This window comes from Haloechinothrix halophila YIM 93223 (genome assembly GCF_000504245.1).
GTDB classification, from domain to species: domain Bacteria; phylum Actinomycetota; class Actinomycetes; order Mycobacteriales; family Pseudonocardiaceae; genus Haloechinothrix_A; species Haloechinothrix_A halophila.
This window is the reverse complement of the sequence record NZ_KI632509.1, coordinates 4,877,284-4,902,025: the sequence shown is the minus strand read 5'-3', so window position 1 is coordinate 4,902,025 and position 24,742 is coordinate 4,877,284. Positions and strand designations below refer to the sequence as shown.

24 protein-coding genes are annotated in these 24,742 nt (G+C 67.9%); 21 read left to right on the top strand and 3 right to left on the bottom strand.

What is annotated here, in order from left to right; translation table 11 throughout:
- Nucleotides 1-31 precede the first annotated feature (31 nt).
- Nucleotides 32-1,282: a PucR family transcriptional regulator gene (locus tag AMYHA_RS22330; protein ID WP_034274286.1), complete on the top strand. Its 1,251-nt coding sequence runs from the start codon at nt 32-34 to the stop codon at nt 1,280-1,282.
- Nucleotides 1,283-1,506: 224 nt separating this feature from the next.
- Here the strand turns inward: AMYHA_RS22330 and AMYHA_RS22325 are convergent, their stop codons facing one another.
- Nucleotides 1,507-2,136: a TetR/AcrR family transcriptional regulator gene (locus tag AMYHA_RS22325; RefSeq protein ID WP_034274283.1), complete on the bottom strand. Its 630-nt coding sequence runs from the start codon at nt 2,134-2,136 to the stop codon at nt 1,507-1,509.
- Nucleotides 2,137-2,388: 252 nt separating this feature from the next.
- On the opposite strand from AMYHA_RS22325, the gene AMYHA_RS22320 reads away from it, so the two are divergent.
- The 6 genes from AMYHA_RS22320 (at nt 2,389) to AMYHA_RS22295 (ending at nt 7,737) form a co-directional block, all read left to right on the top strand.
- Complete coding sequence (locus AMYHA_RS22320) at nt 2,389-3,579, top strand: lipid-transfer protein (RefSeq protein ID WP_034274280.1); 1,191 nt, start codon at nt 2,389-2,391, stop codon at nt 3,577-3,579.
- 22 nt (nt 3,580-3,601) lie between these two features.
- A complete protein-coding gene (locus AMYHA_RS22315) occupies nt 3,602-4,039 on the top strand; it encodes a type II toxin-antitoxin system Rv0910 family toxin (protein ID WP_034274277.1) in 438 nt (145 codons plus the stop codon).
- A complete protein-coding gene (locus AMYHA_RS22310; RefSeq protein WP_034274272.1) occupies nt 4,039-4,902 on the top strand; it encodes a MaoC/PaaZ C-terminal domain-containing protein in 864 nt (287 codons plus the stop codon). The genes AMYHA_RS22315 and AMYHA_RS22310 overlap by 1 nt, the downstream gene beginning before the upstream one ends.
- 9 nt (nt 4,903-4,911) lie before the next feature.
- Nucleotides 4,912-5,790, top strand: a complete 879-nt coding sequence (locus AMYHA_RS22305; protein WP_034274270.1) for an SDR family oxidoreductase — start codon at nt 4,912-4,914, stop codon at nt 5,788-5,790.
- Between the two features lie 10 nt (nt 5,791-5,800).
- Nucleotides 5,801-7,051 carry an acyl-CoA dehydrogenase family protein gene (locus AMYHA_RS22300; RefSeq protein WP_034274267.1) on the top strand — a complete coding sequence of 417 codons (1,251 nt, stop codon included), beginning with the start codon at nt 5,801-5,803 and terminating at the stop codon, nt 7,049-7,051.
- A 62-nt stretch (nt 7,052-7,113) separates the two neighbouring features.
- Nucleotides 7,114-7,737 (top strand): TetR/AcrR family transcriptional regulator, encoded by a 624-nt coding sequence (locus AMYHA_RS22295; RefSeq protein WP_034274265.1) that lies wholly within the window; start codon nt 7,114-7,116, stop codon nt 7,735-7,737.
- Between the two features lie 11 nt (nt 7,738-7,748).
- Here AMYHA_RS22295 and AMYHA_RS22290 read toward each other — a convergent pair whose 3' ends face one another.
- Both AMYHA_RS22290 and AMYHA_RS22285 read right to left on the bottom strand, forming a co-directional pair.
- The gene (locus tag AMYHA_RS22290) at nt 7,749-8,501 is read right to left on the bottom strand and encodes a DUF305 domain-containing protein (protein ID WP_034274263.1); all 753 of its coding nucleotides are present in this window, start codon (nt 8,499-8,501) and stop codon (nt 7,749-7,751) included.
- The gene (locus tag AMYHA_RS22285) at nt 8,498-9,355 is read right to left on the bottom strand and encodes a DUF3105 domain-containing protein (RefSeq protein WP_051400188.1); all 858 of its coding nucleotides are present in this window, start codon (nt 9,353-9,355) and stop codon (nt 8,498-8,500) included. The genes AMYHA_RS22290 and AMYHA_RS22285 overlap by 4 nt, the downstream gene beginning before the upstream one ends.
- A 211-nt stretch (nt 9,356-9,566) precedes the next feature.
- Here AMYHA_RS22285 and argS point away from each other — a divergent pair, with 211 nt between their 5' ends.
- The 14 genes from argS (at nt 9,567) to AMYHA_RS22215 (ending at nt 24,711) form a co-directional block, all read left to right on the top strand.
- Entirely contained in the window at nt 9,567-11,228 is a 1,662-nt protein-coding gene (gene argS / locus AMYHA_RS22280) for an arginine--tRNA ligase (protein ID WP_034274261.1), read from the top strand.
- Nucleotides 11,229-11,231: 3 nt separating this feature from the next.
- Complete coding sequence (gene lysA / locus AMYHA_RS22275) at nt 11,232-12,668, top strand: diaminopimelate decarboxylase (protein ID WP_034274259.1); 1,437 nt, start codon at nt 11,232-11,234, stop codon at nt 12,666-12,668.
- A gap of 1 nt (nt 12,669) precedes the next feature.
- Nucleotides 12,670-13,962 (top strand): homoserine dehydrogenase, encoded by a 1,293-nt coding sequence (locus tag AMYHA_RS22270; protein ID WP_034274257.1) that lies wholly within the window; start codon nt 12,670-12,672, stop codon nt 13,960-13,962.
- Nucleotides 13,962-15,068, top strand: coding sequence for a threonine synthase (thrC, locus tag AMYHA_RS22265; RefSeq protein WP_231104861.1), 1,107 nt, complete (start codon nt 13,962-13,964; stop codon nt 15,066-15,068). The genes AMYHA_RS22270 and thrC overlap by 1 nt, the downstream gene beginning before the upstream one ends.
- Nucleotides 15,065-15,988, top strand: coding sequence for a homoserine kinase (gene thrB, locus AMYHA_RS22260; RefSeq protein ID WP_051400187.1), 924 nt, complete (start codon nt 15,065-15,067; stop codon nt 15,986-15,988). The genes thrC and thrB overlap by 4 nt, the downstream gene beginning before the upstream one ends.
- A 524-nt stretch (nt 15,989-16,512) precedes the next feature.
- Nucleotides 16,513-18,576 carry a transcription termination factor Rho gene (gene rho / locus AMYHA_RS22255; RefSeq protein WP_084037437.1) on the top strand — a complete coding sequence of 688 codons (2,064 nt, stop codon included), beginning with the start codon at nt 16,513-16,515 and terminating at the stop codon, nt 18,574-18,576.
- A 151-nt stretch (nt 18,577-18,727) separates the two neighbouring features.
- Nucleotides 18,728-18,946, top strand: a complete 219-nt coding sequence (rpmE, locus tag AMYHA_RS22250) for a 50S ribosomal protein L31 (RefSeq protein WP_034274252.1) — start codon at nt 18,728-18,730, stop codon at nt 18,944-18,946.
- Nucleotides 18,947-19,093: 147 nt separating this feature from the next.
- Nucleotides 19,094-20,167 (top strand): peptide chain release factor 1, encoded by a 1,074-nt coding sequence (prfA, locus tag AMYHA_RS22245; protein ID WP_034274250.1) that lies wholly within the window; start codon nt 19,094-19,096, stop codon nt 20,165-20,167.
- Between the two features lie 52 nt (nt 20,168-20,219).
- The gene (prmC, locus tag AMYHA_RS22240; RefSeq protein WP_034274247.1) at nt 20,220-21,083 is read left to right on the top strand and encodes a peptide chain release factor N(5)-glutamine methyltransferase; all 864 of its coding nucleotides are present in this window, start codon (nt 20,220-20,222) and stop codon (nt 21,081-21,083) included.
- 25 nt (nt 21,084-21,108) lie between these two features.
- Nucleotides 21,109-21,759, top strand: a complete 651-nt coding sequence (locus AMYHA_RS22235; protein ID WP_034274245.1) for an L-threonylcarbamoyladenylate synthase — start codon at nt 21,109-21,111, stop codon at nt 21,757-21,759.
- A gap of 11 nt (nt 21,760-21,770) precedes the next feature.
- Complete coding sequence (locus tag AMYHA_RS22230) at nt 21,771-22,928, top strand: glycosyltransferase family 4 protein (protein ID WP_034274242.1); 1,158 nt, start codon at nt 21,771-21,773, stop codon at nt 22,926-22,928.
- Nucleotides 22,925-23,401: a hypothetical protein gene (locus AMYHA_RS22225; RefSeq protein ID WP_051400186.1), complete on the top strand. Its 477-nt coding sequence runs from the start codon at nt 22,925-22,927 to the stop codon at nt 23,399-23,401. Before AMYHA_RS22230 ends, AMYHA_RS22225 begins: the two co-directional genes overlap by 4 nt.
- Nucleotides 23,402-23,610: 209 nt before the next feature.
- On the top strand, nt 23,611-24,393 hold the full coding sequence (gene atpB / locus AMYHA_RS22220) for a F0F1 ATP synthase subunit A (RefSeq protein ID WP_034278387.1): 783 nt from the start codon (nt 23,611-23,613) through the stop codon (nt 24,391-24,393).
- 69 nt (nt 24,394-24,462) lie between these two features.
- Nucleotides 24,463-24,711 carry an ATP synthase subunit c family protein gene (locus AMYHA_RS22215; protein WP_034274237.1) on the top strand — a complete coding sequence of 83 codons (249 nt, stop codon included), beginning with the start codon at nt 24,463-24,465 and terminating at the stop codon, nt 24,709-24,711.
- Nucleotides 24,712-24,742: the final 31 nt, after the last annotated feature.

Sequence of the window (24,742 nt, the reverse complement as noted above, 5' to 3'; positions counted from 1 at the left end):
ATACTCCGATCGCGGAAGGGAGCGCAGCCGGATGGCGGCACGGGTCAGCCAGCGCGACGTGCTCGCGTGGGTGGAGCGTTACGCCGAGACGATGCTGCGCGAAGACCTGGTCACCGAGCTGACCGAGGTGGTAACCGCCGAGCTGGCCGCCGAGGTCCCTGAGGTGGCGGCCGACATCGGCATCCGCCGCGACCTCGACGTCAGCACCCACGACCTGTTGTGGTCGTACTTGGTTCAGTCGGCCAAGGACCCGCAGGCGGATATGACCTTCCCGCCCGCCGCCGTCGAGCTGGCTCGCACGCTGGCGGTGCGCGGTCACGACGTCAGCCTGCTGCTTCGGATGTACCGGGTGGGCCAGCGGGTGTTCTGGGCGAAGCTGATGCGGATCGTCACCGACCGCATCGAGGATTCCGAGCTGCGCATGGCGGTGCTCGAGTTCCTGTGGGAGCGGGTCAGCCGTGCGTTGGAGCGCAACATCGACCTGCTCGTCGACACCCACACCGAGGAGAGCGAACGACGACTGCGCGGTGCGCTGGTGCGCAGGACGGAGACCGTGCACGCGATCCTGCGCGGCGAGGCGATCGACGTCTCGGCCGCGCGCGAGCAGCTGGGTCACAACCTGCTGCGGCACCAGACGGCGCTGGTGCTGTGGGCGCGGGAATCCGTTGGCGAGCCCGATCCCGCCGAGCAGCTGGAGTCGCTGGCGGGAGAGGCCGCCTCGGCGCTGGGCTGTCCCCGGCCGCTTGCGGTGCGCGCCAGCGCGCGGGTGGTGTGGGCGTGGCTGGCGGGCGGCGACGAGCTGCCGCTGGAACGGCTGCGCGAGTTGGACGCGCTGCGGCGTTCGGATTCGCTGCGGATCGCTGTGGGCACGGCAGCACGGGGGCTCGACGGCTTCCGCACCAGCCACCGGGAGGCGCTCCGGGCGCAGCGGGTCGCCGCGGCGTCGGTGCGTGACGAGCCGGTGACCTGCTACCGCGATGTCGAGCTGATCAGCTGCTTGTCCGCCGACGACGAGGCGATGCGCGCCATGGTGCGCCGCGAGCTGGGCGGTTTAGCCGGCTCCGGCGAGACGGTCGGGCGGCTGCGCACGACCGCGCTGGCGTACCTGGACGCGGGCGGCGCCCGCGCGGCCGCCGCCGCGCTCGGTGTACACAAGAACACCGTGCTCTACCGGCTCCGCCAGGTCGAAGACCTCCTCGGCCACCCACTGGACGACCACCCCCTCGGACTCCACCTGGCGCTCCTCCTTGCCGACCGCTACGGCCCGCGCGCCCTGCCCTAACCCGCGAGTCCCACCCTATTTCTCGCGAGTTGCACCTTCTTGGCCGCGAGTTGCACGTTGCTGCCCGCGAGTCCCGCGGTATGGGTCCGCGAGTTCCGTGTTCCGGCTTGTCGTTGGTTCGAGTGCTTGCGGCCGCGAAGGTGCAGTTCGCATGCCATAAGGTGCAACTCGCGGCGATTACGGTGTGACTCGCGAGAAATAAGGTGAGACTCGCGCGGACGGTGTCAGTCGTCCAGCTGGATCAGCCGCAGCAGCTGGGCCTTCGTGCGCCGCCAGCGGCCGGAGACCTCGGCCTCGCTCAGCTTCGCGACGCGCTGGCTCATCGCCAGCCCAGTCATCGTGTTGATCGCGGTGTAGAGCGCGTCCTCGAAGTCCGGATGGGATGCCTCGTGCGGGAACAGCACCGGCACCGACCCCCGGATCAGGTCCGCGACGACCTGGTTGAGGGTGGCGAGCTTCTCGTCGATCTCCGGGTCACCGCCGCCCGCGACGGACAGCTGCACCACCGCTTGAAACGTTTTGCCCCGGTAGGTGTCCCACAGCAGGTCAAGCGCCTCGCCCGCGCGAGACGGGCCTGGCGGCAGCTGGCCAACCTCGCTCAGCAGCGACTGGCTGACCTTGCCGATCAGGTACTGGATGGCCTCGCCGACCAGGGCGGCCTTGGTGGGGAAGTGGTGCACCTGCGCCCCGCGCGACACGGCCGCCCGCGCGGCGACCTTTGTGGTCGTCAGGTTCGCGTAGCCCTCCTCGACGAGGACGTCGATGGTGGCCTCAAGCAGCGCACGCCTCGTCGTCGCGCTGCGCTCCTCCTGGGTGCGCCTCGGGCGGCGGGTGCCGGTCGCGCTGCTGGTCATACCTCTCAGTGTAACTTACGTGCGTTACTGACTGTAATCTGGCTCAGTGGGCCTGCGGGGTCCGATGCCCCAATGCTGTGTGACGGCCGCAACAGAGGGATCTAATCCGCAGCTCATGGCTCACAGTCAACAGCGAGAGCCAGGGAATCGCCGCGCAGATCTAGAAAACAGTCAGTCTTGAATGTATGTTTCTTACCAAGAGGTTGCGACGGCCCGACGGGCGTCAGCAAGGAAGCGGAAGGAGCGGCCGCAGTGGCGAACACGGTGTACGTCGTCGGCGTAGGCATGACGAAGTTCGACAAGCCCGGCAGTCGCGAGGACGGCGACTATCCGCAGCTCGCGAAGGAGGCGGGCACGAAGGCCCTCGACGATGCGGGCGCGTCCTACGGCGCTGTCGAGCAGGCCTACGTCGGTTATGTCTACGGCGAGTCGACGTCCGGGCAGCGCGCGGTGTACGAGCTGGGCATGACCGGCATTCCGGTCCTCAACGTCAACAACAACTGCTCCACCGGGTCGACCGCGCTGTATCTGGCCGCCGAGGCGATCAGGGGCGGTCGCTCGGACTGCGTGCTCGCGCTCGGCTTCGAGAAGATGCAGCCTGGCTCGCTCGGCACCACCTACGACGACCGTGAGCAGCCGATGATGCGTCATATCCAGGCGCTCTGCGAGCTCTACGACCCCGTGTTCCCGCCGGCCCCGTGGATGTTCGGCGCGGCGGGCCGCGAGCACATGGAGCGGTACGGCTCCACTCCTGAGCACTTCGCCAAGATCGGGGAGAAGAACCATCGCCACTCGGCGAACAATCCGTACTCGCAGTTCCAGGACGTCTACACGCTCGACGAGATCCTGAGCTCCCGGGAGATCTACTCGCCGCTGACGAAGCTGCAGTGTTCGCCCACATCGGACGGATCCGCGGCCGCGATACTCGCCAGCGAGTCCTATGTGGAGCAACACGGACTCGCAGGGCAGGCGGTGGAGATCGTCGGCCAGTCGATGACAACGGACGATGAGTCCACATTCGATGGCAGCGCGAAGAACATCATCGGCTACGACATGAACGTCCGTGCCGCGCGTTCGGTGTACGAGCAGTCGGGGCTCGGGCCGGAGGACTTCGCCGTGATCGAGCTGCACGACTGCTTCTCCGCCAACGAACTGCTGCTTTACGAGGCGCTCGGACTGTGCGGCGAGGGCGAGGCGCCCAAACTGATCGACGCCGCCGACACCACGTACGGCGGCAGGTGGGTGGTCAACCCCTCCGGCGGGCTGATCTCCAAGGGACACCCGCTCGGCGCGACCGGACTCGCGCAGTGCGCCGAGCTCACTTGGCAACTGCGAGGGACGGCCGACGCGCGTCAGGTCGACGGCGTCGATGCCGCACTGCAACACAACATCGGCCTCGGTGGCGCCGCCGTCGTCACCGCCTACCAGCGCGCCGAGCGCTAGTCCAACCGAAGGGAGAACCACCATGGGTCAGATCAGCGCGTCCGTCGAGCTTCCCGCGGCACCGGAGAAGGTCTGGGGTGAACTGTCCAATCCGAGCAACTTCGAGAAGTGGCTGACCATCCACACCAAGTGGAAGGGCGATGTGCCCAGTGAGTTCAGCCAGGGCGCGCAGGCGACCGAGGTCGTCACGATGCTCGGCATGCCGAACACCATCACCTGGACGGTCGATGAGTTCGACGCCCCGAGTGCGCTGTCCATTTCGGGCACCGGCATGGCTGGTGTGAAGGTCCGGTTCGACCTGAAGGTGGCCGCGAATGACACCGGGTCCGTCGCCACCATCGACGCCGAGTTCGAGGGCCAGATGATCGTCGGCGCGCTCGGCAAGGCCGTTGAGAAGGACGGTAAGAAGAACCTGGACGAGTCGCTGGCGAACTTCGCCGAGCTGATTGGGTCGGCCTGATGGCAGACCAGCTCACCTTCGACGCGAGCGCGCTGGGCAACTGGACGAACGAGACGCGGTTCGACGTCACCCGCGAGCGGCTGGCCGCCTATGCCGAGGCCACCAACGATCCGATTCCCGCCCATCGCGCTGGTGACGTCGCCAGCCCGGTGTTCGCGATCGTGCCGGTGTTCGAGTCGCTGATGGAACCCGCACTCGAGGTCGTGCCGCTGTCGCTGATCGGCAGGATCGTGCACGGTGAGCAGGACTTCCGGTTCCACCGCCCTATTCGCCCCGGCGACGAACTCGTCGCGAAAGCCACCATGACCGGATGGCGCGGCAAGCCCAACGGCACCGCTGCCTGCGTGTACCTGACCACGCACACCGCGGCGGGCGAGCTGGTCAACGAGCAGTACGTGACGTTCTTCGTGCGGGGCTTCGACACCGGCGACACCGTGGGTGAGCAGGCTCCGGAGCACGCATTCGACGAGCAACTGCGCACGCGGGGCTCGGTCGCGAAGGTCTGCCAGCACGTCGACGACGACCAGACGTTCCGCTACAGCCCCGCCGCGGGCGACCCAATGCCGATCCACCTGGACGAGCAGGTCGCCAAGGACGCCGGGCTGCCGGGAATCATCGCGCACGGCTTGTGCACGATGGCCTTCACGTCCTGGGCCGCGCTGACCGAACTCGCGGACGCCGACGTCACCCGGTTGCGGCGGCTCGCGGTGCGCTTCGCCAAGCCGGTGTTGCCCGGACAGGACCTCACCACCGAGTTCTGGCACGCGGACACGACCGATGGCGTGAGCCGCTACGCCTACGAAACCACCACCGACGACGCCGTCGTGATCAAGGACGGCCTCGCGGAGATCACGGGCGCATAGGGAGGACTCATGGCAGCATCACTGGACGGTCGCGTCGCGGTCATCACCGGAGCGGGCAGGGGCATCGGCAGGGAACACGCGCTGCTGTTCGCCGCCGAGGGCGCGCGGGTCGTCGTCAACGACCTCGGCGGCGCCAATGACGGCAGCGGTTCCGACGAGGGCCCCGCGCAGGACGTCGTCAACGAGATCACCGCCGCGGGCGGCACCGCCGTCGCCAACACCGACAACGTCGCGGGCTGGGATGGCGCGGAGCGGTTGATCGAGCAGGCGGTCGCGGAATTCGGCGGCCTCGACGTCGTGGTGAACAACGCGGGCATCCTGCGGGATGCCTTCATCGCGGGGATGGACGAGTCGCAGTGGGACGCGGTGATCGACGTCCACCTCAAGGGGCACGCCGCCGTGCTGCACCACGCCGCCGCGTACTGGAAGGCGCGGTCCAAGGCTGGCGAGCAGGTGACGGCCTCGGTGGTGAACACAGCGTCGGCATCGGGTGTCACAGTGCCGAACGCTGGTCAGGCGAACTACGGCGCGGCCAAGGCGGGCATCGCGGCGTTGACGCTCGTCGCGGCTGAGGAGCTGAATCGCTACGGCGTGCGGGTGAACGCCATCGCGCCGATCGCACGTACCCGGCTCACGCTAGCCACGCCCGGTATGGGCGCACTGTTCGCGCAGGAAGTGCCGGAGGGCGAGCCGGACCTGCTTGCCCCGGCGAACATCGCCCCATTGGTCGCGTACTTGGCCACTGAGAAGTGCCCGCACACCGGCCAGGTGTTCGCGGTGCAGGGCGGCTCGATCCAGCGACTCGCGGGCTGGACCGCCGCCGAGACCGCCGAAACCGACAAGGAATGGACCATCGACGCGGTCGCGGATCAACTCGGCGACTGGTGAGGGGAGCGACATGTTCGAATGGTCGGAGACCGAAGTCCTCATCCGCGACTCCATCCGGTCCTTTGTCGACAAGGAGATTCGTCCGCACGTCGATGAACTGGAGTCCGGGGCGCTGCCGCCGTACGACATCATCCGTAAGCTGTTCGCCGCGTTCGGTGTGGACACCATGGCATCGGAGTCGATCAACGCGCTGCTGGCCAAGCGGCGCAAGCGCGCCGAGTCGGGGGAGACGTCGGAGTCCACGGGCGATTCCGGCGGTAGTCCGTTCGGCGGGCAGGAGTCGCTGGCGCTGATCGCGGTGAGCGAGTTGGCTGGAGTCAGCCTCGGCATCGTCGCGTCGATGGGCGTCAGTATCGGACTGACGGCGCAGACGATTCTGGCGAAGGGCACGCTGGCGCAACAGGAACGCTGGCTGCCCAAGCTCGCCACATTCGAGCACATTGGAGCCTGGGCTATCACCGAGCCCGGCTCCGGTTCGGACGCGTTCGGCGGCATGACGACGACGGTGCGGCGCGACGGTGACGAGTACATCCTGAATGGGCAGAAGACGTTCATCACCAACGGCCCGCACGCGGATGTCATCGTCGTCTACGCCAAGCTCGACACCGGCGACGGCACGCCGCAGCGGGACCGTCCGGTGCTGACCTTCGTGCTCGACAAGGGCATGCCCGGCCTCACACAAGGCCGGGCGTTCAAGAAAATGGGCATGATGTCATCGCCGACGGGGGAGTTGTTCTTCTCCGACATCCGGCTCGGCAAGGACCGGCTGCTCGGTGAGCGCGAGCCAGCGGCCTCCGACGGCGACGGCAGGGACAGCGCTCGCGCCAGCTTCGCCGTCGAGCGGGTCGGTGTCGCCGCACTGGCGCTGGGGATCATCAACGAGTGCCACCGGCTCTCGGTCGACTATGCCAAGCAGCGCACGCTGTGGGGCAGGGAGATCGGCCAGTTCCAGCTGATCCAGCTCAAGCTGGCGAAGATGGAGATCGCGCGGATCAACGTGCAGAACATGGTGTTCTCCGCGATCGAGAAGCTGCGTGCTGGTGCGCTGCCTGACCTGGCCGAAGCGTCCGCGATGAAGCTGTATGCCTCGGAGACCGCGACCGAGGTCGCCATGGAGGCGGTGCAGTTGTTCGGCGGCAACGGCTACATGAGCGAGTACCGCGTCGAGCAACTCGCGCGGGACGCCAAGTCGTTGATGATCTACGCGGGGAGCAACGAGATCCAGGTGACCCACATAGCCAAGGGGCTGCTCGCTGGGTGAGGCGAGTACCCGCCGGTGTGGTGACGCTGTGCGGGGCGACGTGTTCGCCGTAGCATCGGCTCATGGTGAAGCAGATTCGCGACCCGGATGCCAAGGAGCGAATCGTCGTCGCCGCCCGCCGACTGGTGGCCGAACGCGGCGTGCACGCGGCGTCCATGCGTGGCATCGCGTATGAGGCTGGCGTGTCGACGGGTGCGGTGACGCACTACTTCACCGGCAAGGCCGATGTCATGACGGCCGTGCTGCGCTACAACAACGAACACATCGCCGAGCGCATCGGCAAGGCCGCGGCGGGCGGGTCCGGCCTCGCGGCGCTGCGGGCAGCGATGGAGGCGTTGCTGCCGTTGGACGAGGAGATGCTGCTCTGCTGGACCGTGCTCACCGCGTTCTGGGGGCACGGCGCGGCGCAGCAGTTCGTCGTCGCGGAAGGGGACTCGCTCGGCTACCGGGGCCTGCGGGCGTTCGTGATGTCGCTGCTCGACCAGGCCGACGAGGCGAGCGAGTTGGCGGACGGCGTGGACGTCGAGCACGAAGCGGAACGCATCATCGCCCTCATGGGCGGCATCGGCATGATGGTAGGCGGCTTCCCCGAGCAGCGGGAGGCGATCAGAAAACGCGCCCGCTGGATGCTGAGCGAACAGATCGACGCGCTCAAGTCAGCGCAAGCAGGGGAGAGACCTGCCTAGCACGGGGTCGGCTAGAACGGTAACGGCTCGGCACCGCGTGCCGTGAGCATTCCCTTCATCACCGTGATCTCCGCGCCCTGCGACGTGAGCATGCTGCGTGCCAGTGCGCGCACCTGCTGGACATTGGCGTTCGCCACGGCGTACTCGGCCATCGGTGTGCCGCCCTGGTGATGCTGCAGCATGAGCTGCAGGAAGAAGACGTCGAACTCCTCGCCGGAGAGCGACCGCAGCTTCCGCATGTCGTCGCTGGTGGCCATACCGGGCATGGCGGCGTCGCCCTCGGCGGTCATCGAGCCGTGCGCCGTGCCGGAGTCCGAACCGTGCGCCATCCAGGTCATCACGTCGTCGGCTGCCTGCTCCGGTGCGTTCCAGAGCGAGAGCCAGCCCTGCATCGTGCCGACCTGGCCCTGCTGGGTGCCAGCGATGTCGAATCCGATGCTGCGAATAGCCTGGTCATCGCCGCGCGCGTAGGCGAGTTGGCCCATGGTGACCGCTTGCAGGTGGTGCACCGTCATGTCCTGAGCGAACCCGATGTCCACCTGATTGGGGCTCGTTGCCCGCTCGGATACCGGCTGTTCCGAGCGCCCGATCAGCAGGCCGATCGTCGCGCCGATGAGCAGCAACGCGAGCCCGGCGCCGCCCAGGATCACCGCACGTGCCCAGCCAGGGGCACCGGACGCCGCTGGTGCGCCGGATGTCTCCGCCGCGGCGCTGGACTCCGATGCGGCGACCGGTTCCGCTGAGGTGTCAGCGTCGCCGGTCACTCGTCAGCAGGCGCCTTGTCACCATCACCGGCATCGCCCGCGCCTGGCACCGGCTGGCCCGCACCAGGCTGCCCGGCCATGGGCCCGCCGGCGTTGTAGTCCATCGGCACGGCGTCCTTGCCCGGCTCCTCCGGGTTGAACGGTGGTGGGTTGTCGACGTCGAACATGCCCGGCTGCGAGGAGCAGCCACCCTGGGGCTCAGGAGCGACGTTCGGGTTGCGGCGCAGCGCGGCGATGAACTGGTCGATGCGCTCGTCTTCCGCGCTGTCAACCTTGAGCTGATGGCCCCATGCCTGCAGCGAGATCGGCGAGTCCATGCCGGGGTACGGCGACATCACGGTGTACGGCTTGTTCTCGACCCGCAGCTTGAGCAGGTCGACGGCTTCCGAGTCCAGCTTGTCCGGGTTGTAGGTGATCCACACCGCGCCGTGCTCCATCGTGTGCACCATGTTCTCGGTGCGCACGCCCTCCGGGTACACGGTGCCGTTGCAGTCGGCCCACACGTCCTCGTGCGGCCCGCCCATCGGCGGCTCCACGTCGTAGGCGACGCGCTGGTTCCGTTTGACGTGCCCCGCTGCCTTGATCTCTGTGATCTCGACGCCCTCGATGTCCTTGGACGGGTCGGGGTTCTGGGCGCTGGGCTGGAACGAAGCCGCGGCCTCCTCGCGGGCCTCCTGCTCGCGCTTCGGCGCCGACTCGATGATGTAGTAGCCGAACACGACCGCCGCCAGCGCGACGATCGCTACGACGGCGATGAGCGTGCCCCACGGCACCTGCCTCTTGTTCACCGCATCCGTCGCCGCGCGCAAGTCGCTGACGCCGCCCTTGCCCTTCTTCTTGGTGCCGCTAGCCATGTTTCTGCGCCGACCTCGTCTCGTTGGTGCCTGCCCGTGGTGATTCCACCCACACGTGCGGATTCGCCGTCACCGCAAGCCAGGGTAGCCGCGCCGTGTCTATCCGCTGTGAGGTGGGATCATTCGAGGAGGTCTTTCCGCTGGCCAGGCCGCGCGGGCATGCCGGGACCCGTCGTCAGCGCCCATCACCCCTGGTACTTACACTCACCAGGTGACTCCCGCAGTGCTCGCTGAACTCGTTCACTCGACCGCGACGTCCGTGCTGGCCGAGCGCGGCCTGGATACGGCCGTGCTCCCTGAGGTCGTGACCATCGAGCGACCTCGGAATCCCGAGCACGGCGACTATGCCACGAACGTGGCGCTGCAGGTCGCCAAGAAGGTCGGCATGGCCCCACGCGAGCTGGCCACGGCGCTGGCGGAACGGCTCGCGGAGGCCGACGGCATCGAGGCCGCCGAGGTGGCTGGCCCCGGCTTCCTGAATCTGCGCCTCGCGGCGGACGCCCAGGGTGAGGTCATCCGGCAGGTGCTCACCGCTGGTGAGACCTACGGCACTGGGCACGCGCTGGACGGCATGTCGATCAACCTGGAGTTCGTCTCGGCCAACCCGACCGGCCCGATCCACCTCGGCGGTACCCGCTGGGCAGCCGCGGGGGACGCGCTAGGCCGCATCCTGGCCGCGCAGGGCGCCAAGGTAACCCGCGAGTACTACTTCAACGACGCTGGCGCCCAGATCGACCGGTTCGTGTCCTCGCTGGTCGCCGCGGCCAAGGGCGAGCCGGCGCCGCAAGACGGCTACGCGGGCGGCTACGTCGCCGACATCGCGAACCAGGTGCTCGAGGTCGAGCCGAACGCGCTGTCGCTGCCGGACAGCGAGCGCGACGAGGTGTTCCGCAGGGTCGGCGTGCAGCTGATGTTCGAGGAGATCAAGCGCAGCCTGCACGACTTCGGCACCGACTTCGACGTCTTCTTCCACGAGGACTCGCTGCACATCTCGGGTGCCGTCGAGACGGCGCTTGACCAGCTCAAGCTGTCCGACTCGGTGTATCACGCCGACGGCGCGTGGTGGATCCGCTCGACCGACTTCGGTGACGACAAGGACCGCGTCGTCATCAAGAGCGACGGCGCGCCCGCCTACATCGCGGGCGACATCGCCTACCTCAAGGACAAGCGCGAGCGCGGTTTCGACCTGTGTCTGTACATGCTCGGAGCAGACCACCACGGCTACATCGGCAGGCTCAAGGCCGCCGCCGCGGCGCTCGGCGACGACCCCGACGTCGTCGAGGTGCTGATCGGGCAGATGGTCAACCTGGTCAGCGAGGGCAAGCCGGTGCGGATGAGCAAGCGCGCGGGCACCGTGATCACCATGGAGGACCTGGTCGAGGCCGTCGGGGTGGACGCGGCCCGCTACGAGCTGACCCGCTACTCGGTCGACTCGCCGGTGGACATCGACCTCGACCTGTTGCGCAAGCACACCAACGAGAACCCGGTGTTCTACGTGCAGTACGCCCACGCGCGGCTGGCGTCGCTGCAGCGCAACGCGGCCGACCTTGGCCTGGCGACGCCTGGGCCCGACGAGATCGACTACGGGCTGCTCGACCATCCGAAGGAAGGCGAGCTGATCCGCACCATCGGCGAGTTCGGTGCGGTCATCGCCCGCGCGGCCGAGCTGCGTGAGCCGCACCGGATCGCGCGCTACCTGGAGGAACTCGCCAGTGCCTACCACAAGTTCTACGACGTGGCGCGGGTGCTGCCGCAGGGCGACGAGGAGGCGGACGCGCTGACGTACGCCCGGCTCGCGCTGTGCGAAGCCGCGCGCCAGGTCATCGCCAACGGACTCTCACTGCTGGGCGTTTCAGCCCCGGAACGGATGTAGCTCATGTGCGCACACCCCGCAGGCCCCCGCCACGCCGAGGTCTACCCGCACGCGGACACCTCGGGCCTCCCGCCGGCGACAGCGGCCGAACTCGACCGTCTCTACCCGAAGGTCTGGCCGCGCAACACCTACCGCGCGCCGGATGGCGTCGTCCGCATCGCGGGCGTCGACGTCCGCGAGCTGGCCGAGACCTACGGCACCCCGCTGTTCGTGATCGACGAGGTGGACTTCAAGTCCCGCTGCTCCGAGTACGCCGAGGCGTTCGAGGACCCAGCCCTCGTCCACTACGCGTCCAAGGCGTTCCTGTCCGCCGAGATCGCGCGCTGGGTCGCGGACAAGGGCCTCAGCCTTGACGTCTGTAGCGGCGGTGAGCTGGCCATCGCCAAGCATGCCGACTTCCCGATGGAGCGGGTGACGTTCCACGGCAACAACAAGTCGGTCGATGAGCTGGAGACCGCCGTCGATGCCGGGGTCGGCACCGTCGTGCTGGACTCCTACCTGGAGATCGCACGGCTGGCCAAGATCGCCGAGGACCGAGGCGTCACGCAGAACGTGCTGGTCAGGGTCACCGTCGGCGTCGAGGCGCACACCCACGAGTTCATCGCGACCGCGCATGAGGACCAGAAGTTCGGCTTCTCGCTCGCTTCCGGTGACGCGGCGGAGGCGGTGCGCAGGGTGGTATCCGCGAACGGGCTGCGGCTGGTTGGGCTGCACAGCCACATCGGCTCGCAGATCTTCGACACCGACGGTTTCGAGGTCGCCGCGCGCCGCGTGATCGGCCTGATCGCTGATCTGCGGGAGGAACACGGCCCACAGATCAGCGAGCAGCTGGAGATCGTGGACCTCGGCGGTGGCTTCGGTGTCGCCTACACCGACCGGGACAACCCGCCGCCACCTGCCCAGATGGTCACGCAGATCCGCGCGATCGTGCGCAAGGAGTGCGAGTTCGCCGGACTGCCGGTGCCGAAGATCGCCTGCGAGCCGGGCAGGGCCATCGCCGCGCCGGGCACCGTCACGCTGTACGAGGTCGGCACGATCAAGGACGTCGCACTCGGTGACGGCCTGTCGCGGCGCTACGTCAGTGTCGACGGCGGCATGAGCGACAACATCCGCACCGCGCTCTACGACGCGGTCTACGACTGCCGCCTTGTCTCGCGGTCGAGCGACGACGGCGCTGTCGACGTCGAGTCCGTGCTGAGCAGGGTGGTCGGTAAGCACTGCGAGTCGGGTGACATCGTGGTGAGGGACTGCTGGTTGCCGGACAACCTCGGCCCTGGTGACCTGCTTGCGGTCGCCGCGACCGGCGCGTACTGCTACTCGATGGCCAGTGGTTACAACAAGCTGCTCAAGCCCGCCGTCGTCGCGGTGCGCAACGGCAGCTCGCGGCTGTTGCTGCGGCGAGAGACCGAGGAAGACCTGACCCGATTGGAGGCGTCGTAAAGTGGCCGATTCGGTCAAGGTTGCGTTGCTCGGGTGTGGCACCGTCGGCGGCGAGGTCGCCCGGTTGCTGCACGAGCAGGCCGATGAGCTCGCGGCGCGGGCGGGTGCCCCTGTCGAGCTGGCCGGCATCGCGGTACGCAGGCCAGATAAACACCCCGAACTGCCGCAGCACCTGCTGACCTCGGATGCCGAAGCGCTCGTCGACTCCGATGTGGATGTCGTCGTCGAGCTGATCGGCGGCATCGACCCGGTGCGCGGCTGGCTGCTCTCCGCGCTCGATCAGGGCAAGTCGGTGGTCACCGCGAACAAGGCGCTGCTCGCCGAGTGCTCCGCCGAGTTGTCCGAGGCCGCCGACGCTTCGGGTGCCGACCTGTACTTCGAGGCCGCCGTCGCCGGCGCTATCCCGCTGCTGCGCCCGCTGCGCGAGTCGCTGGCAGGCGACCGGATCACTCGCGTGCTCGGCATCGTCAACGGCACAACGAACTACATCCTGTCCGCGATGGATGAGACCGGCTCCGGTTACACCGAGACGCTCGAGGAGGCCAGCAGGCTCGGGTACGCGGAGGCCGACCCCACCGCGGACGTCGATGGCTATGACGCCGCGTCCAAGGCAGCCATTCTGGCCTCGCTGGCGTTCCACACCAGGGTCACCGCCAGCGACGTCCACCGCGAGGGAATCGGCGCGATAGGCGCTGCCGATATCGACGCGGCCAAGGCGCTCGGCCGTACGGTGAAGCTGCTGGCGATCTGCGAGCGGGTACTCGACGCCGAGGGCGGCGAATCGGTGTCCGCGCGGGTGTATCCGGCGATGATCCCGCGCAGCCATCAGCTCGCTGGGGTCAACGGCGCGTTCAACGCGGTCTACGTCGAAGCCGACGCCGCCGGGGAGCTGATGTTCTTCGGCCACGGCGCGGGCGGTTCCCCGACCGCGAGCGCGGTGCTAGGCGACCTGATCGCGGTCGCGCGCAACCGGGTGCTTGGTGGCCGCGGGCCGCGCGAGTCGGCGCACGCCCAGCTGCCAGTCCGGCCGATGGGCAAGACGCCGACGCGCTACCACATCAGCCTCGATGTCGCGGACAAGCCGGGTGTGCTCGCGCAGGTGGCGCTGGTATTCGCCGAGCACGACGTCAGCATCGCCGCCGTGCGGCAGCGCGACGCCGATTCGACGGCAAGCCTCGTCGTGGTGACTCACCTGGCGCCGGACGCCGCGTTGCAGTCGACTGTGGACGATCTGGCGAAGCTCGAGGTCGTACGTGAGGTGATCAGCGTGATGCGGGTGGAAGGCGACGACTAGTGACAACACAGGTGACAGGGTCGACCGCGCGGACACCGGCCGGTGACGTGAAGGCGGGCTGGCCCGGCATCGTCAAGGCGTACGCTTCCCGGATTCCGGTGCCGGACGGCGCGGAAATCGTGACGCTCGGCGAGGGCAACACGCCGCTGGTGTCCGCCCCGTATCTGTCCGAACTGACCGGCTGCGAGGTCCACCTCAAGGTTGAGGGCGCCAACCCGACCGGCTCGTTCAAGGACAGGGGCATGACCCTGGCCATCACGCACGCCAAGGCGAGCGGACTGCGGGCCGTCATCTGCGCGTCGACCGGCAACACATCGGCCTCGGCCGCCGCCTACGCCGCGCGGGCCGGGCTCACCTGCGCGGTGCTTGTCCCGGAGGGCAAGATCGCGATGGGCAAGCTGGCGCAGGCGGTGCGCCACGGCGCGCGCATCCTGCAAGTCAGCGGCAACTTCGACGACTGCCTCGAACTGGCGCGCAAAACCGCGGCCAACTACCCGGTGACGCTGGTGAACTCGGTGAATCCGGTGCGGCTCGTCGGGCAGAAGTCCGCCGCCTGGGAGGTCTGCGACATGCTCGGCCGTGCGCCGGACATCCACTGTCTCCCGGTCGGTAACGCGGGCAACATCACCGCCTACTGGGCCGGATACGCCGAGTACGCCGCCGATGGCGTCGTGGACTCGACGCCGCGCATGTTCGGCTTCCAGGCCGCGGGCGCCGCGCCGCTGGTGCATGGCGAGCCGGTGGCTGAGCCGGAAACCATCGCGACCGCCATCCGGGTCGGCAGTCCTGCCTCCTGGACCGGTGCGGAGAAGGCGAAGAACGCATCCGGTGGGCTGTTCGACGCCGCCACCGATGAGCAGATCATGGACGCCTACCGGCTGCTCGCGTCGAGGGAAGGCGTGTTCGTCGAGCCAGCGTCCGCGACCAGCGTCGCTGGCATGCTGATCGCGTCGGCCGACGGCAGGGTGCCGAAGGGTTCGGTTGTGGTCTGCACGCTGACCGGCCACGGGCTCAAGGACCCCGGCACCGCGCTCGAGGGCAACATGGAGGTGGAGCCGCTGCCGGTGGACGCCGATGCGGTCGCCGCCGCACTGGAGCTGACATGAGCACGTCCGGTGCCGCCGCGCTGCCGCCGCGGGCCGTCCGGGTGCGGGTGCCCGCGTCCACCGCCAATCTCGGCCCCGGTTTCGACACGCTTGGTATGGCGCTGGGCCGCTACGACCACATCGAGGTGCGCACACTCGCCGAGCCCGGTTTGAGCGTTGACGTCACGGACGCCGGCGCTGGTGGCATCGAGGACGTGCCGCGCGACGAGTCGCACCTGGTGGTGCGAGTGCTGCGCCGAACGTTCGATCACCTCGGCATCGCACCGGCCGGGCTCGCACTGCGCTGCGAGAACACCATCCCGCACGCCAGGGGACTCGGCTCATCGGCAGCGGCCGTTGTCGCGGGCGCGGCCGCAGCGTATGCGCTGGCCGACCAGCCGCTCGACACCGACGCGGTGCTCCGCATCGCCGCCGAGTTCGAGGGACATGTGGACAACGCGGCGGCCAGCCTGCTCGGCGGCGCCGTCATCGCCTGGCAGGACGAAGGCGGGGGCCGTTGGCACGCCGAGCGCATTCCGCCGGATCCTACGATTCGCCCGGTAGTGGCCATTCCGGAGCAGCGTTCGTCCACCGACGCGACGCGCGGCCTGTTGCCGGAGACAGTGCCGCACGGCGACGCGGTGTTCTCGGCAGGCAGGGCCGCGCTCGCGGTGCACGCGCTGACGGCGGCACCCGAACTGCTGGTCGCGGCGACCGCCGACCGGTTGCACCAGCACTATCGCGCCCCCGCCTATCCCGCGACCGCGCACCTGATTGAGGCGCTGCGGAAGTCCGGCGTCGCGGCCGCGGTTTCCGGCGCTGGCCCGACGGTGCTAGCGCTGACCATCGACGGGTGCATCCCCGAGGATGTCGACACTTCGGGATTCACCCTTGTCGAACTCCCGATCGATTCAGCGGGTGTGACCGTCACGTATCCGTAGCGGGTAGGACGCTGGCAGGACACGCGGGAACAACTACTGGGGGGTGGTTGTTGCACGTGGCAGGCACGGCGTCTACGCTCAGAGGCGTTCGATCACCGTGCGCAGTTCACGCACCTGGTGTTGGTTTCCGGGTTTCTTCCCGGAACATCACTTTGTTCAGGCACATTCCCCGCACGGGTGGGGAGCCTGAATGTAGGAAGCGGTGCGCACTGGCTGGCGGTGGCCGACTCGTGGGCCTCGGCTGAGGCGCACGTATCCCGTGTTGGCGGCTCTGCCGCAGTGGTATTGAAATCCCTGCAGGAATCCGTCGACACCGGGGGCTATGTGAGGGCAGTCACATTCCAGCGGAGCGTTCCGCCCGTGCGGCGGGGCGGCGCCGGTGGTCGAAGGTGACCTTGTGAGGTGAAGGTGGGCCGGAGTGACCAGCCCGAGCTCTATATGACACAGCGCCTGCTCGTGGTCGTGACCCGAGCGGCGTCTGGCGCTGATCCACGCGGAGGCGGGATCGGTCAGGAAGGACTTGTGTGAACAACACCGATCTTCTTAGCGGCCACACAGAAACTCATGCGCAAGCGCAGACAGCGGAATCGGGGAGCGACAACGTGACGGTGGAGACCACACCGCAGGCCAATGGCGAGACAGCGACGCCCAAGCGTCGCTCCGGTGGGCTTTCCGGGATGGTTATAGCCGAACTCCGTGAACTCGCGGGTGAGCTGGGCATTACCGACACTGTCGGCATGCGCAAGGGTGATCTGATCGCCGCGATCAGAGAACGGCAGGGCAAGGCGAAGCGCAAGCCCGCCGCGAAGTCGGAGGCCAAAACGGAGGCGAAGTCCGAGGCGCCTGCCGAGTCGGACGCCGCGTCGTCGGAGTCGGCTACGTCGTCGGAGTCTGAGTCGGCTCAGGCCAGCGCGACGAAGCACGAGCAGGCGACGGCGCCCGCGAACCCGTCGGCTGCCGAGTCGGCGAACCCGGCTGGCGCCGCCGAGCAGACCAGCAACCCCGCCGCGACGGCGACCACCGAGGCGGCCCCCGAGCAGCGCACGGAGCCAGGCTCTGGCCAGGAGGGGCAGTCCGCTGGCAAGGGCGACCAGGAGCAGGGTGGTGGCCGCAGAGACGGCGGGCGTCGTAAGCGCGGCCCGTCGCGTCCGAACGACAAGAACGACCAGGGTTCGGACCGAGGCGACCGGGGCGACCGGGGCGACCGGGGCGACAAGGGCTCTGACAGAAGCGACAAGGGTCAGGACAAGTCGGACAAGAACGACGGCGGCCAGGGCGATGCGCGTCGGCAGCAGAACAACCGCAACGACCGCAACGACCGCAACCGCAACGATGATGACGATGACGGGCGTGGCGGCCGTCGCGGCAGACGCTCGCGCGACCGCAGGCGGCGTGGCCGTGGCAGTGAGACTGGCGGCGGCGGTCCCGACACCGAGATCCGTGAGGACGACGTCCTGCTGCCCGTCGCGGGCATCCTCGACGTGCTGGACAACTACGCGTTCGTCCGGACGTCGGGCTACCTCGCGGGGCCGAACGACGTCTACGTCTCGCTGTCGTTCGTGCGTAAGTACGGCCTGCGCCGTGGTGACGCCATCACCGGTGTCGTCCGGCAGCCGCGCGAGGGCGAGCAGCAGCGGCAGAAGTTCAACCCGCTGGTGCGCGTCGACAGCGTCAACGGCCTCGAGCCGGAGAAGGCCAAGCAGCGCGCCGAATTTCATAAGCTGACGCCGCTCTATCCGAACGAGCGACTGCGGCTGGAGACCGAGCCGCACAAGCTGACCACCAGGGTCATCGACCTGGTGATGCCGGTCGGTAAGGGCCAGCGCGCGCTGATCGTGTCGCCGCCGAAGGCGGGTAAGACGACGATCCTGCAGGACGTCGCCAACGCCATCGCGACGAACAACCCCGAGTGCTGGCTGATGGTCGTGCTGGTCGACGAGCGGCCAGAAGAGGTCACCGACATGGAGCGCAACGTCAAGGGCGAGGTCATCTCCTCGACCTTTGACCGGCCACCAGCCGACCACACCACGGTCGCCGAGCTGTCGATCGAGCGCGCGAAGCGGCTGGTGGAGATGGGCCACGACGTCGTCGTGCTGCTCGACTCGATCACCCGCCTCGGCCGTGCCTACAACCTGGCGGCCCCGGCCTCCGGCCGGATCCTCTCCGGTGGTGTCGACTCCACCGCGCTGTACCCGCCGAAGCGGTTCCTCGGCGCGGCCCGCAACATCGAGAACGGCGGCTCGCTGACCATCTTCGCGACGGCGATGGTCGAGACCGGTTCCACCATGGACACCGTCATCTTCGAGGAGTTCAAGGGCACCGGTAACGCCGAGCTGAAGCTGGACCGCAAGATCGCCGAGCGCAGGGTGTTCCCCGCGGTCGACGTCAACCCGTCCGGTACCCGCAAGGAGGAGCTGCTGCTCGCGCCGGACGAGCTCGCGGTGTCGGTCAAGCTGCACCGGGTGCTGCACGCGCTGGACTCGCAGCAGGCCATCGACCTGCTCATCGACCGGCTGCGCAAGTCGAAGACCAACATCGAGTTCCTGATGCAGGTGTCCAAGACGGCGCCTGGTCAGGACGAGGAGTAGCGACGCGGCTCACGCGGGCCCTGCCATGGTGCGGGGCCCGCGTGTGGCGTCTGGCAGAATTGAGACGAAGTCCGGCACCGGTTCACCCCACTGGCTCACTTTGGGCCGAGCGTTGTTCGGGGACCCGGCGGCCACATCAGAAAGGACAACCATGAAGAGCGGTATCCACCCCGAGTACGTCCAGACCGAGGTCATCTGTAGCTGCGGCAACAACTTCACCACGCGCAGCACCAAGTCGTCTGGTCACATCCACGTCGAGGTCTGCTCCAACTGCCACCCCTTCTACACCGGCAAGCAGAAGATCCTCGACACCGGTGGCCGCGTGGCGCGCTTCGAGGCGCGGTACGGCAAGCGCAAGGAAAAGAAGTAGCCCGCGGCTACTGTCTCGAACAGCGCCGGCCAGCACCGACAGCGCTGTTGACCGGTGCCCGTTTCTTTCCCGGATCGTCGTGGTGTGCCGTGCGCCCGCGCGGCACACCACGCGGTTCTTTCCCTTCGACGCTAGGTGAGTCAAGCCGTGGACTCTCGTTCGCTGGACGGCTTGCTGGCGGAATACGCTGAGCTGGAAAGTCAGCTCAGCGATCCCGCTGTGCATGCCGACACCGATCGTGCGCGCAAGCTCGGGCGCAGGTACGCCGAGCTGGCCCCGGTCGTGAAGACCATCAGGGAGCTGGAGTCCGCCCGGTCCGACCTGGGGACGGCCAAGGAACTCGCCTCGGAGGACGACACCTTCGCCGAGGAAGCGGCTGAGCTGGAGCAGCGCGTCCCTGAGCTCGAGTCGAAGCTGACCGAACAGCTGCTGCCCCGCGACCCGTACGACTCGTCCGACGTCGTCATGGAGATCAAGTCGGGCGAGGGCGGCGAGGAGTCCGCGCTGTTCGCCGGTGACTTGCTGCGGATGTATCTACGCTACGCCGAACGAGAAGGCTGGAAGGCCACCATTCTCGACTCGACGGAGTCCGACCTCGGCGGCTATAAGGACGTCACGGTGTCCTTCAAGGGCAAGGCTGACGGTCCCGAGGGCGTGTGGGCCCGGCTGAAGTTCGAGGGCGGGGTGCACCGGGTGCAGCGCGTGCCTGCCACCGAATCGCAGGGCCGCATTCACACCTCTGCCGCCGGTGTGCTGATCTACCCGGAGCCGGAGGAGATCGAGGTCGAGGTTGACCCAAACGACCTGCGCATCGACGTCTTTCGTTCGTCGGGTCCCGGTGGGCAGAGCGTGAACACCACCGACTCCGCGGTGCGGATCACCCACGTGCCTACCGGCATCGTGGTGTCCTGTCAGAACGAGAAGTCGCAGATCCAGAACCGGGCTCGCGCGTTGCAGGTGTTGCAGGCCAGGTTGCAGGCGATGGCCGAAGAGGAAGCAGCCGCCAAGGCAGCGGACACGCGGCGCTCGCAGGTCAGGACCGTTGATCGCTCCGAGCGGGTCCGCACCTACAACTTCCCGGAGAACCGCATCTCCGATCACCGGGTGAACTACAAGGCGTACAACCTCGACCAGGTGCTCGCCGGCGAACTGAACGGCGTCCTCGACGCACTGCAAGCCGCGGACAAGGAAGAGCGGCTGGCGGAGCAGCAACAGGCGTGAGCAGCCGAGTCACTACCGGATCGGGCGGAGCTGCGCCGTTAACCTTGACAGCGTGAAGCGACAACCACTGCGACTGGCGCTCGTCGAGGCGACCCGGATCCTGGAAGAGGCCGGGGTCGCCTCCCCACGCGTGGACGCGGAGCTGCTCGCCGCGCACGTGCTCGGCGTGGCACGCGACCGGCTCCCGCTGACCCCGCTGGTCGACCCGCCTGTCGTGGATGCCATGCGCGAGATCGTCACTCGCCGCGCGAAGCGCATCCCGCTCCAGCACATCACCGGCACCGCCGCGATGGGCCCGATCAGCGTCGATGTCGGACCCGGCGTCTTCGTGCCGCGCCCGGAAACCGAACTGATGTTGCAGTGGGGCCTCGATCTCATCGAACGCCGTGAGGCGCCCATCGTCGTCGACCTCTGTACCGGGTCGGGCGCGCTCGCGCTCGCCGTCGCGCACGCCCGTCCCGACGCGCGGGTGTTCGCCGTGGACAACGACCCGTCCGCGCTGGCATGGGCGCGCCGCAACGCCGACGTCCGCGTCGCGGCTGGCGACACTCCGGTCACGTTGTACTCCGGCGACGTCACCGATAGCCGCCTGCTCGCCGACCTGGACGGTCTGGTCGACCTGGTGCTGTGCAATCCGCCGTACGTGCCGGAGGGCACGCGGGTGCCGCCTGAGGTCGCCGATCACGATCCGCACCACGCGGTGTTCGCCGCTGACGACGGCCTCGCCATCATCCGGTCGGTGGTCGCGCTCGCCGCCCGGCTGCTGGTCATCGACGGGGGAGTGGCCATCGAGCACGACGACAGCCACGGCGAGGCCGTCCCGGCGCTGCTGTCGGCGCGCAAGGTGTTGAGCAGGGTCGTTGACCATACCGACCTCGCGGGGAGAGCACGGTTCGCCACCGCCCGTAGGGGTTGAGTCTGTTCGCAGTAGTCTTTTGGGCATGAGCCAGGTGTACGACTGCAGCCTGCGAGACGAGCGTGCCGAGGGATTGCGCGCGGCGGCGGCCGCGGTGCGAGCCGGGAGGCTCGTGATACTGCCAACCGACACCGTGTACGGCATAGGTTGCGACGCCTTCGACGCTGGCGCCGTGCGCTCGCTGCTCAGCGCCAAACGCAGGGGACCCGACATGCCGGTCGGCGTGCTCGTCGGCTCCTGGTCCACCATCGACGGCCTCGTGCTCGGCGTGCCGAAGTCGGCCCGCGCCCTCGTCGAGGCGTTCTGGCCGGGGGACCTGTCGATCGTGCTGCCGCACGCGCCGAGCCTGGCCTGGGATCTCGGCAGCACCAAGGGCACCGTGATGCTGCGCATGCCGCTGCACTCTGTCGCGCTCGAGCTGCTGCGCGAGACCGGCCCCATGGCGGTGTCCAGCGCGAACCGCTCCGGCCTGCCGCCTGCCGCCACCGTCGAGGAGGCCCGCGAGCAGTTCGGCGAGGAGATCGGCATCTACCTCGACGGCGGCCCGAGCGGCGACGCCGTGCCGTCCACGATCGTCGACTTGACCGGGGAGCAGCCCGTCGTGCTGCGTGAAGGCGCCGTCAGCGTCAACGCGGTGTCCGATGTCCTTGGCACCCAGGTCGAGACGGCAGGCTGAGCTGGCAGATCGTGACAGATGTAGCCGTCCTCCCGATTCGCGAGTATCTGCTCGTCGGGCTCACGGCAGCCGCGCTGACGTTCCTGCTCACCGGGGTCGCGCGCCGCGTCGCGATGCGCCTCGGCGCGATGGCCTATCCGCGCGCCCGTGACGTCCACGCCAAGCCGATGCCCTACTTGGGCGGGCTCGCCCTGTACGCGGGTGTCGCTGGCGGCATGTACCTCGCGCACCAGCTGCCGGTGCTTCGTGCGGCGTTCGAGTTCTCACTCGACCCGATCGGCGTGCTCATCGGCGGCGGCGTGATCGTGCTGATCGGCGCGGTCGACGACCGGTTCGAGCTTGACGCATGGACGAAGCTCGCCGGTCAGGTGATGTGCGCGGGCATCCTGGTGTTGTTCGGCGTGCAGTGGAGCACCTTCTGGGTGCCGTGGGGCGGCAGCGACGGCGACGTTGGCACGCTGTTTCAGCTGGACCAGAACCAGGGCGGACTGCTCGTGGTGCTGCTCGTCCTCACCATGGTCAACGCGATGAACTTCGTCGACGGGCTCGACGGGCTCGCCGCTGGCATCGGCTTCGTCGCCGCATCGGCGATCTGCGTGTTCTCGATCGGCCTGCTCGCATCGACCGGCGGCGACGTCGCGACCTATCCGCCCGCACTGATCGGGGCCACCGTCGCCGGGGCTTGTCTCGGCTTTCTGCCGCACAACTTCCAGCCAGCCAAGCTGTTCATGGGCGATTCCGGCTCGATGTTCATCGGGCTGATGCTGGCCGGGGCGATTACATCGGCCTCGGGCAAAATGTCGTACCCGCAGTACAACACCACCAACATCATCGCGCTGCTGTCGCCGCTGGTCGTGGTGGCAGGCGCGCTGTTCCTGCCGCTGCTCGACCTCCTGATGGCGGTCATCCGGCGCACCCGCAGGGGCGAGAGCCCGTTCGCCGCGGACAAGATGCACCTACACCACCGGTTGCTTGAGATCGGTCACTCCCAGCGGCGTGCGGTGCTGCTGATGTACATGTGGGCAGGGCTGCTCGCGTTCGGCACGGTCGCGCTGACCTTGTTCGAGGCTGCCGCCGTGTTCTGGATCATGTTGCTCGGCCTGCTGGTGGCGGTGCTCATCTCGGCGGTGCCTAGACTCAGATCGAGAACCAAGGAGGCCAGCCAGTGACCGACGCCGGTAGCGATACCAACGCCGACACCAGTGCGAACACCGAACCCGAGAACCCGCACGGCGCCATCGTCCGCACCCTCGCCGACACCATGCTGCGCACCGCGCTCCCGGTGACAGTGGTGACCATCGCGGTCGCCGCCGTCATCGCGACCGTGCTCAACGGCACGCCTGGCCTCTGGGGCGCGCTGGTTGGTGGCGCGGTCGCGCTGGCGTCGTCGCTGGCGACGTTCGTGATGATGAAGCAGTCCGCCGACCTGCCTGTGATGTTCGTCATGGCGGTCGCGCTCGGCGGGTACGTCTTCAAGATCCTGGCGCTACTCGTGGTGACGATGCTGCTGCGCGAGGTGGACGCCTTCCACACCCTCTCGCTCGCGTTGACCGTGCTCGCCGCCGTGATGATGTGGGCGGGAGCCGAGGTCGTCGCGTTCAAGCGGACCAAGATCCCGACCATCATCCCGAACTCTCAGTAACGGCGGAGTGTCCTCGACCTTAAGGAGTACGCCCGTACTATGTGGCCTCATGCGGGCTGGTAGGGTCCGCTCTGCAGGCGGAGCTCGCCGAAGTGGCCTGGGCCCATCCGCCGCAGGGTGCCTGACATGTGTCAGGTACGTTAACGACAGATCATGACGATTCCCCCGGCGGTGTGATCGCCGGCCGGGAGAACCGGAAGGAGCCCTCGTTGGGCGCGCTGGTACTTGCACAAGGTGGCGATTTCGTACCCCCGGGTGTCGGGGATTTCTTCCTTCCGCCGATCGTCGGCGGAGTCACCAAGCCGATGGTCCTCGTCGTGCTTTCGGTTGTCATAGTGGCGGCGTTCTTCCTGATCGCCTCCCGCAACCTCAAGGTGGTTCCCGGCAAGCTGCAGTACGCCGCTGAGTCGGTTTACGACTTCGGTCGCAACAACATCGCGCGGGACCAGATCGGCTCGGCCGACTTCCGGCCGTTTGTGCCGCTCATTCTGGCGTTGTTCACCTTCATCCTGGTCAACAACCTGTTCGGGATCATTCCGCTGATTCAGTTCCCGACGTTCTCGCACATCGGCTTCCCGCTGGCGCTGTCGCTGCTCGTCGTCTACCCCGTCTACCACATCGCTGGGTTCCGTCGGCACGGCTTCACCGGTTACTTGAAGAACCAGCTTTTCCCCGCTGGTGCGCCCAAGCCGATCTACCTGCTGCTGACGCCGATCGAGTTCTTCCAGAAGTTCGTGATGAACCCGATCACGCTCGCGATTCGTGTTTTCGCCGCGATGTTCGCCGGTCACCTCATCCTGTTGGTGTTCACGCTGGCGGGTTCCTACTTGCTGCTCGAGGCCAGCGCCGTGCTGAAGCCGGTTTCGCTGATCTCGTGGGCGTTCGCGATCCTGATGACCTTTGTCGAGGCCCTGATCCAGGTGATCCAGGCCTACGTTTTCGCCGTGCTCTCCGCCGGATACATCGGCATGGCATTGGCGGAAGACCACTAAGCACACCACATCGAGTAAAGCCTCGCGATCCGCGTCAATGGCGGATGAGAGTTGGAAAGGGATACACAAGTGAGCAACATCGTTCTCGCGCAGGAAGCCGTCAACCTGAACCCCGGGCTCGCCATGATCGGTTACGGTCTCGGCGCCATCGGCCCCGGTATTGGTGTCGGTCTGATCTGGGCCGCAGTTATCCAGGGCACCGCGCGCCAGCCCGAGGCCCAGGGCAAGCTGATGGGTATCGCGTGGACCACCTTCGTGCTGACCGAGGTGCTGGCGCTGATCGGTCTGGTGCTGTACTTCATCGCTTCCGCTGCCTGATTAACGCCTCACCGTATTGGGAGACGTCGTG

Bases quoted from the DNA above. Each gene is read 5' to 3' on its own strand.
- AMYHA_RS22330 (WP_034274286.1), top strand. From the start codon at position 32: ATGGCGGCACGGGTCAGCCAGCGCGACGTGCTCGCGTGGGTGGAGCGT.
- AMYHA_RS22325 (WP_034274283.1), bottom strand. From the start codon at position 2,136: ATGACCAGCAGCGCGACCGGCACCCGCCGCCCGAGGCGCACCCAGGAG.
- AMYHA_RS22315 (WP_034274277.1), top strand. From the start codon at position 3,602: ATGGGTCAGATCAGCGCGTCCGTCGAGCTTCCCGCGGCACCGGAGAAG.
- AMYHA_RS22310 (WP_034274272.1), top strand. From the start codon at position 4,039: ATGGCAGACCAGCTCACCTTCGACGCGAGCGCGCTGGGCAACTGGACG.
- AMYHA_RS22305 (WP_034274270.1), top strand. From the start codon at position 4,912: ATGGCAGCATCACTGGACGGTCGCGTCGCGGTCATCACCGGAGCGGGC.
- AMYHA_RS22300 (WP_034274267.1), top strand. From the start codon at position 5,801: ATGTTCGAATGGTCGGAGACCGAAGTCCTCATCCGCGACTCCATCCGG.
- AMYHA_RS22295 (WP_034274265.1), top strand. From the start codon at position 7,114: ATGGTGAAGCAGATTCGCGACCCGGATGCCAAGGAGCGAATCGTCGTC.
- AMYHA_RS22285 (WP_051400188.1), bottom strand. From the start codon at position 9,355: ATGGCTAGCGGCACCAAGAAGAAGGGCAAGGGCGGCGTCAGCGACTTG.
- lysA (WP_034274259.1), top strand. From the start codon at position 11,232: ATGTGCGCACACCCCGCAGGCCCCCGCCACGCCGAGGTCTACCCGCAC.
- thrB (WP_051400187.1), top strand. From the start codon at position 15,065: ATGAGCACGTCCGGTGCCGCCGCGCTGCCGCCGCGGGCCGTCCGGGTG.
- rpmE (WP_034274252.1), top strand. From the start codon at position 18,728: ATGAAGAGCGGTATCCACCCCGAGTACGTCCAGACCGAGGTCATCTGT.
- AMYHA_RS22235 (WP_034274245.1), top strand. From the start codon at position 21,109: ATGAGCCAGGTGTACGACTGCAGCCTGCGAGACGAGCGTGCCGAGGGA.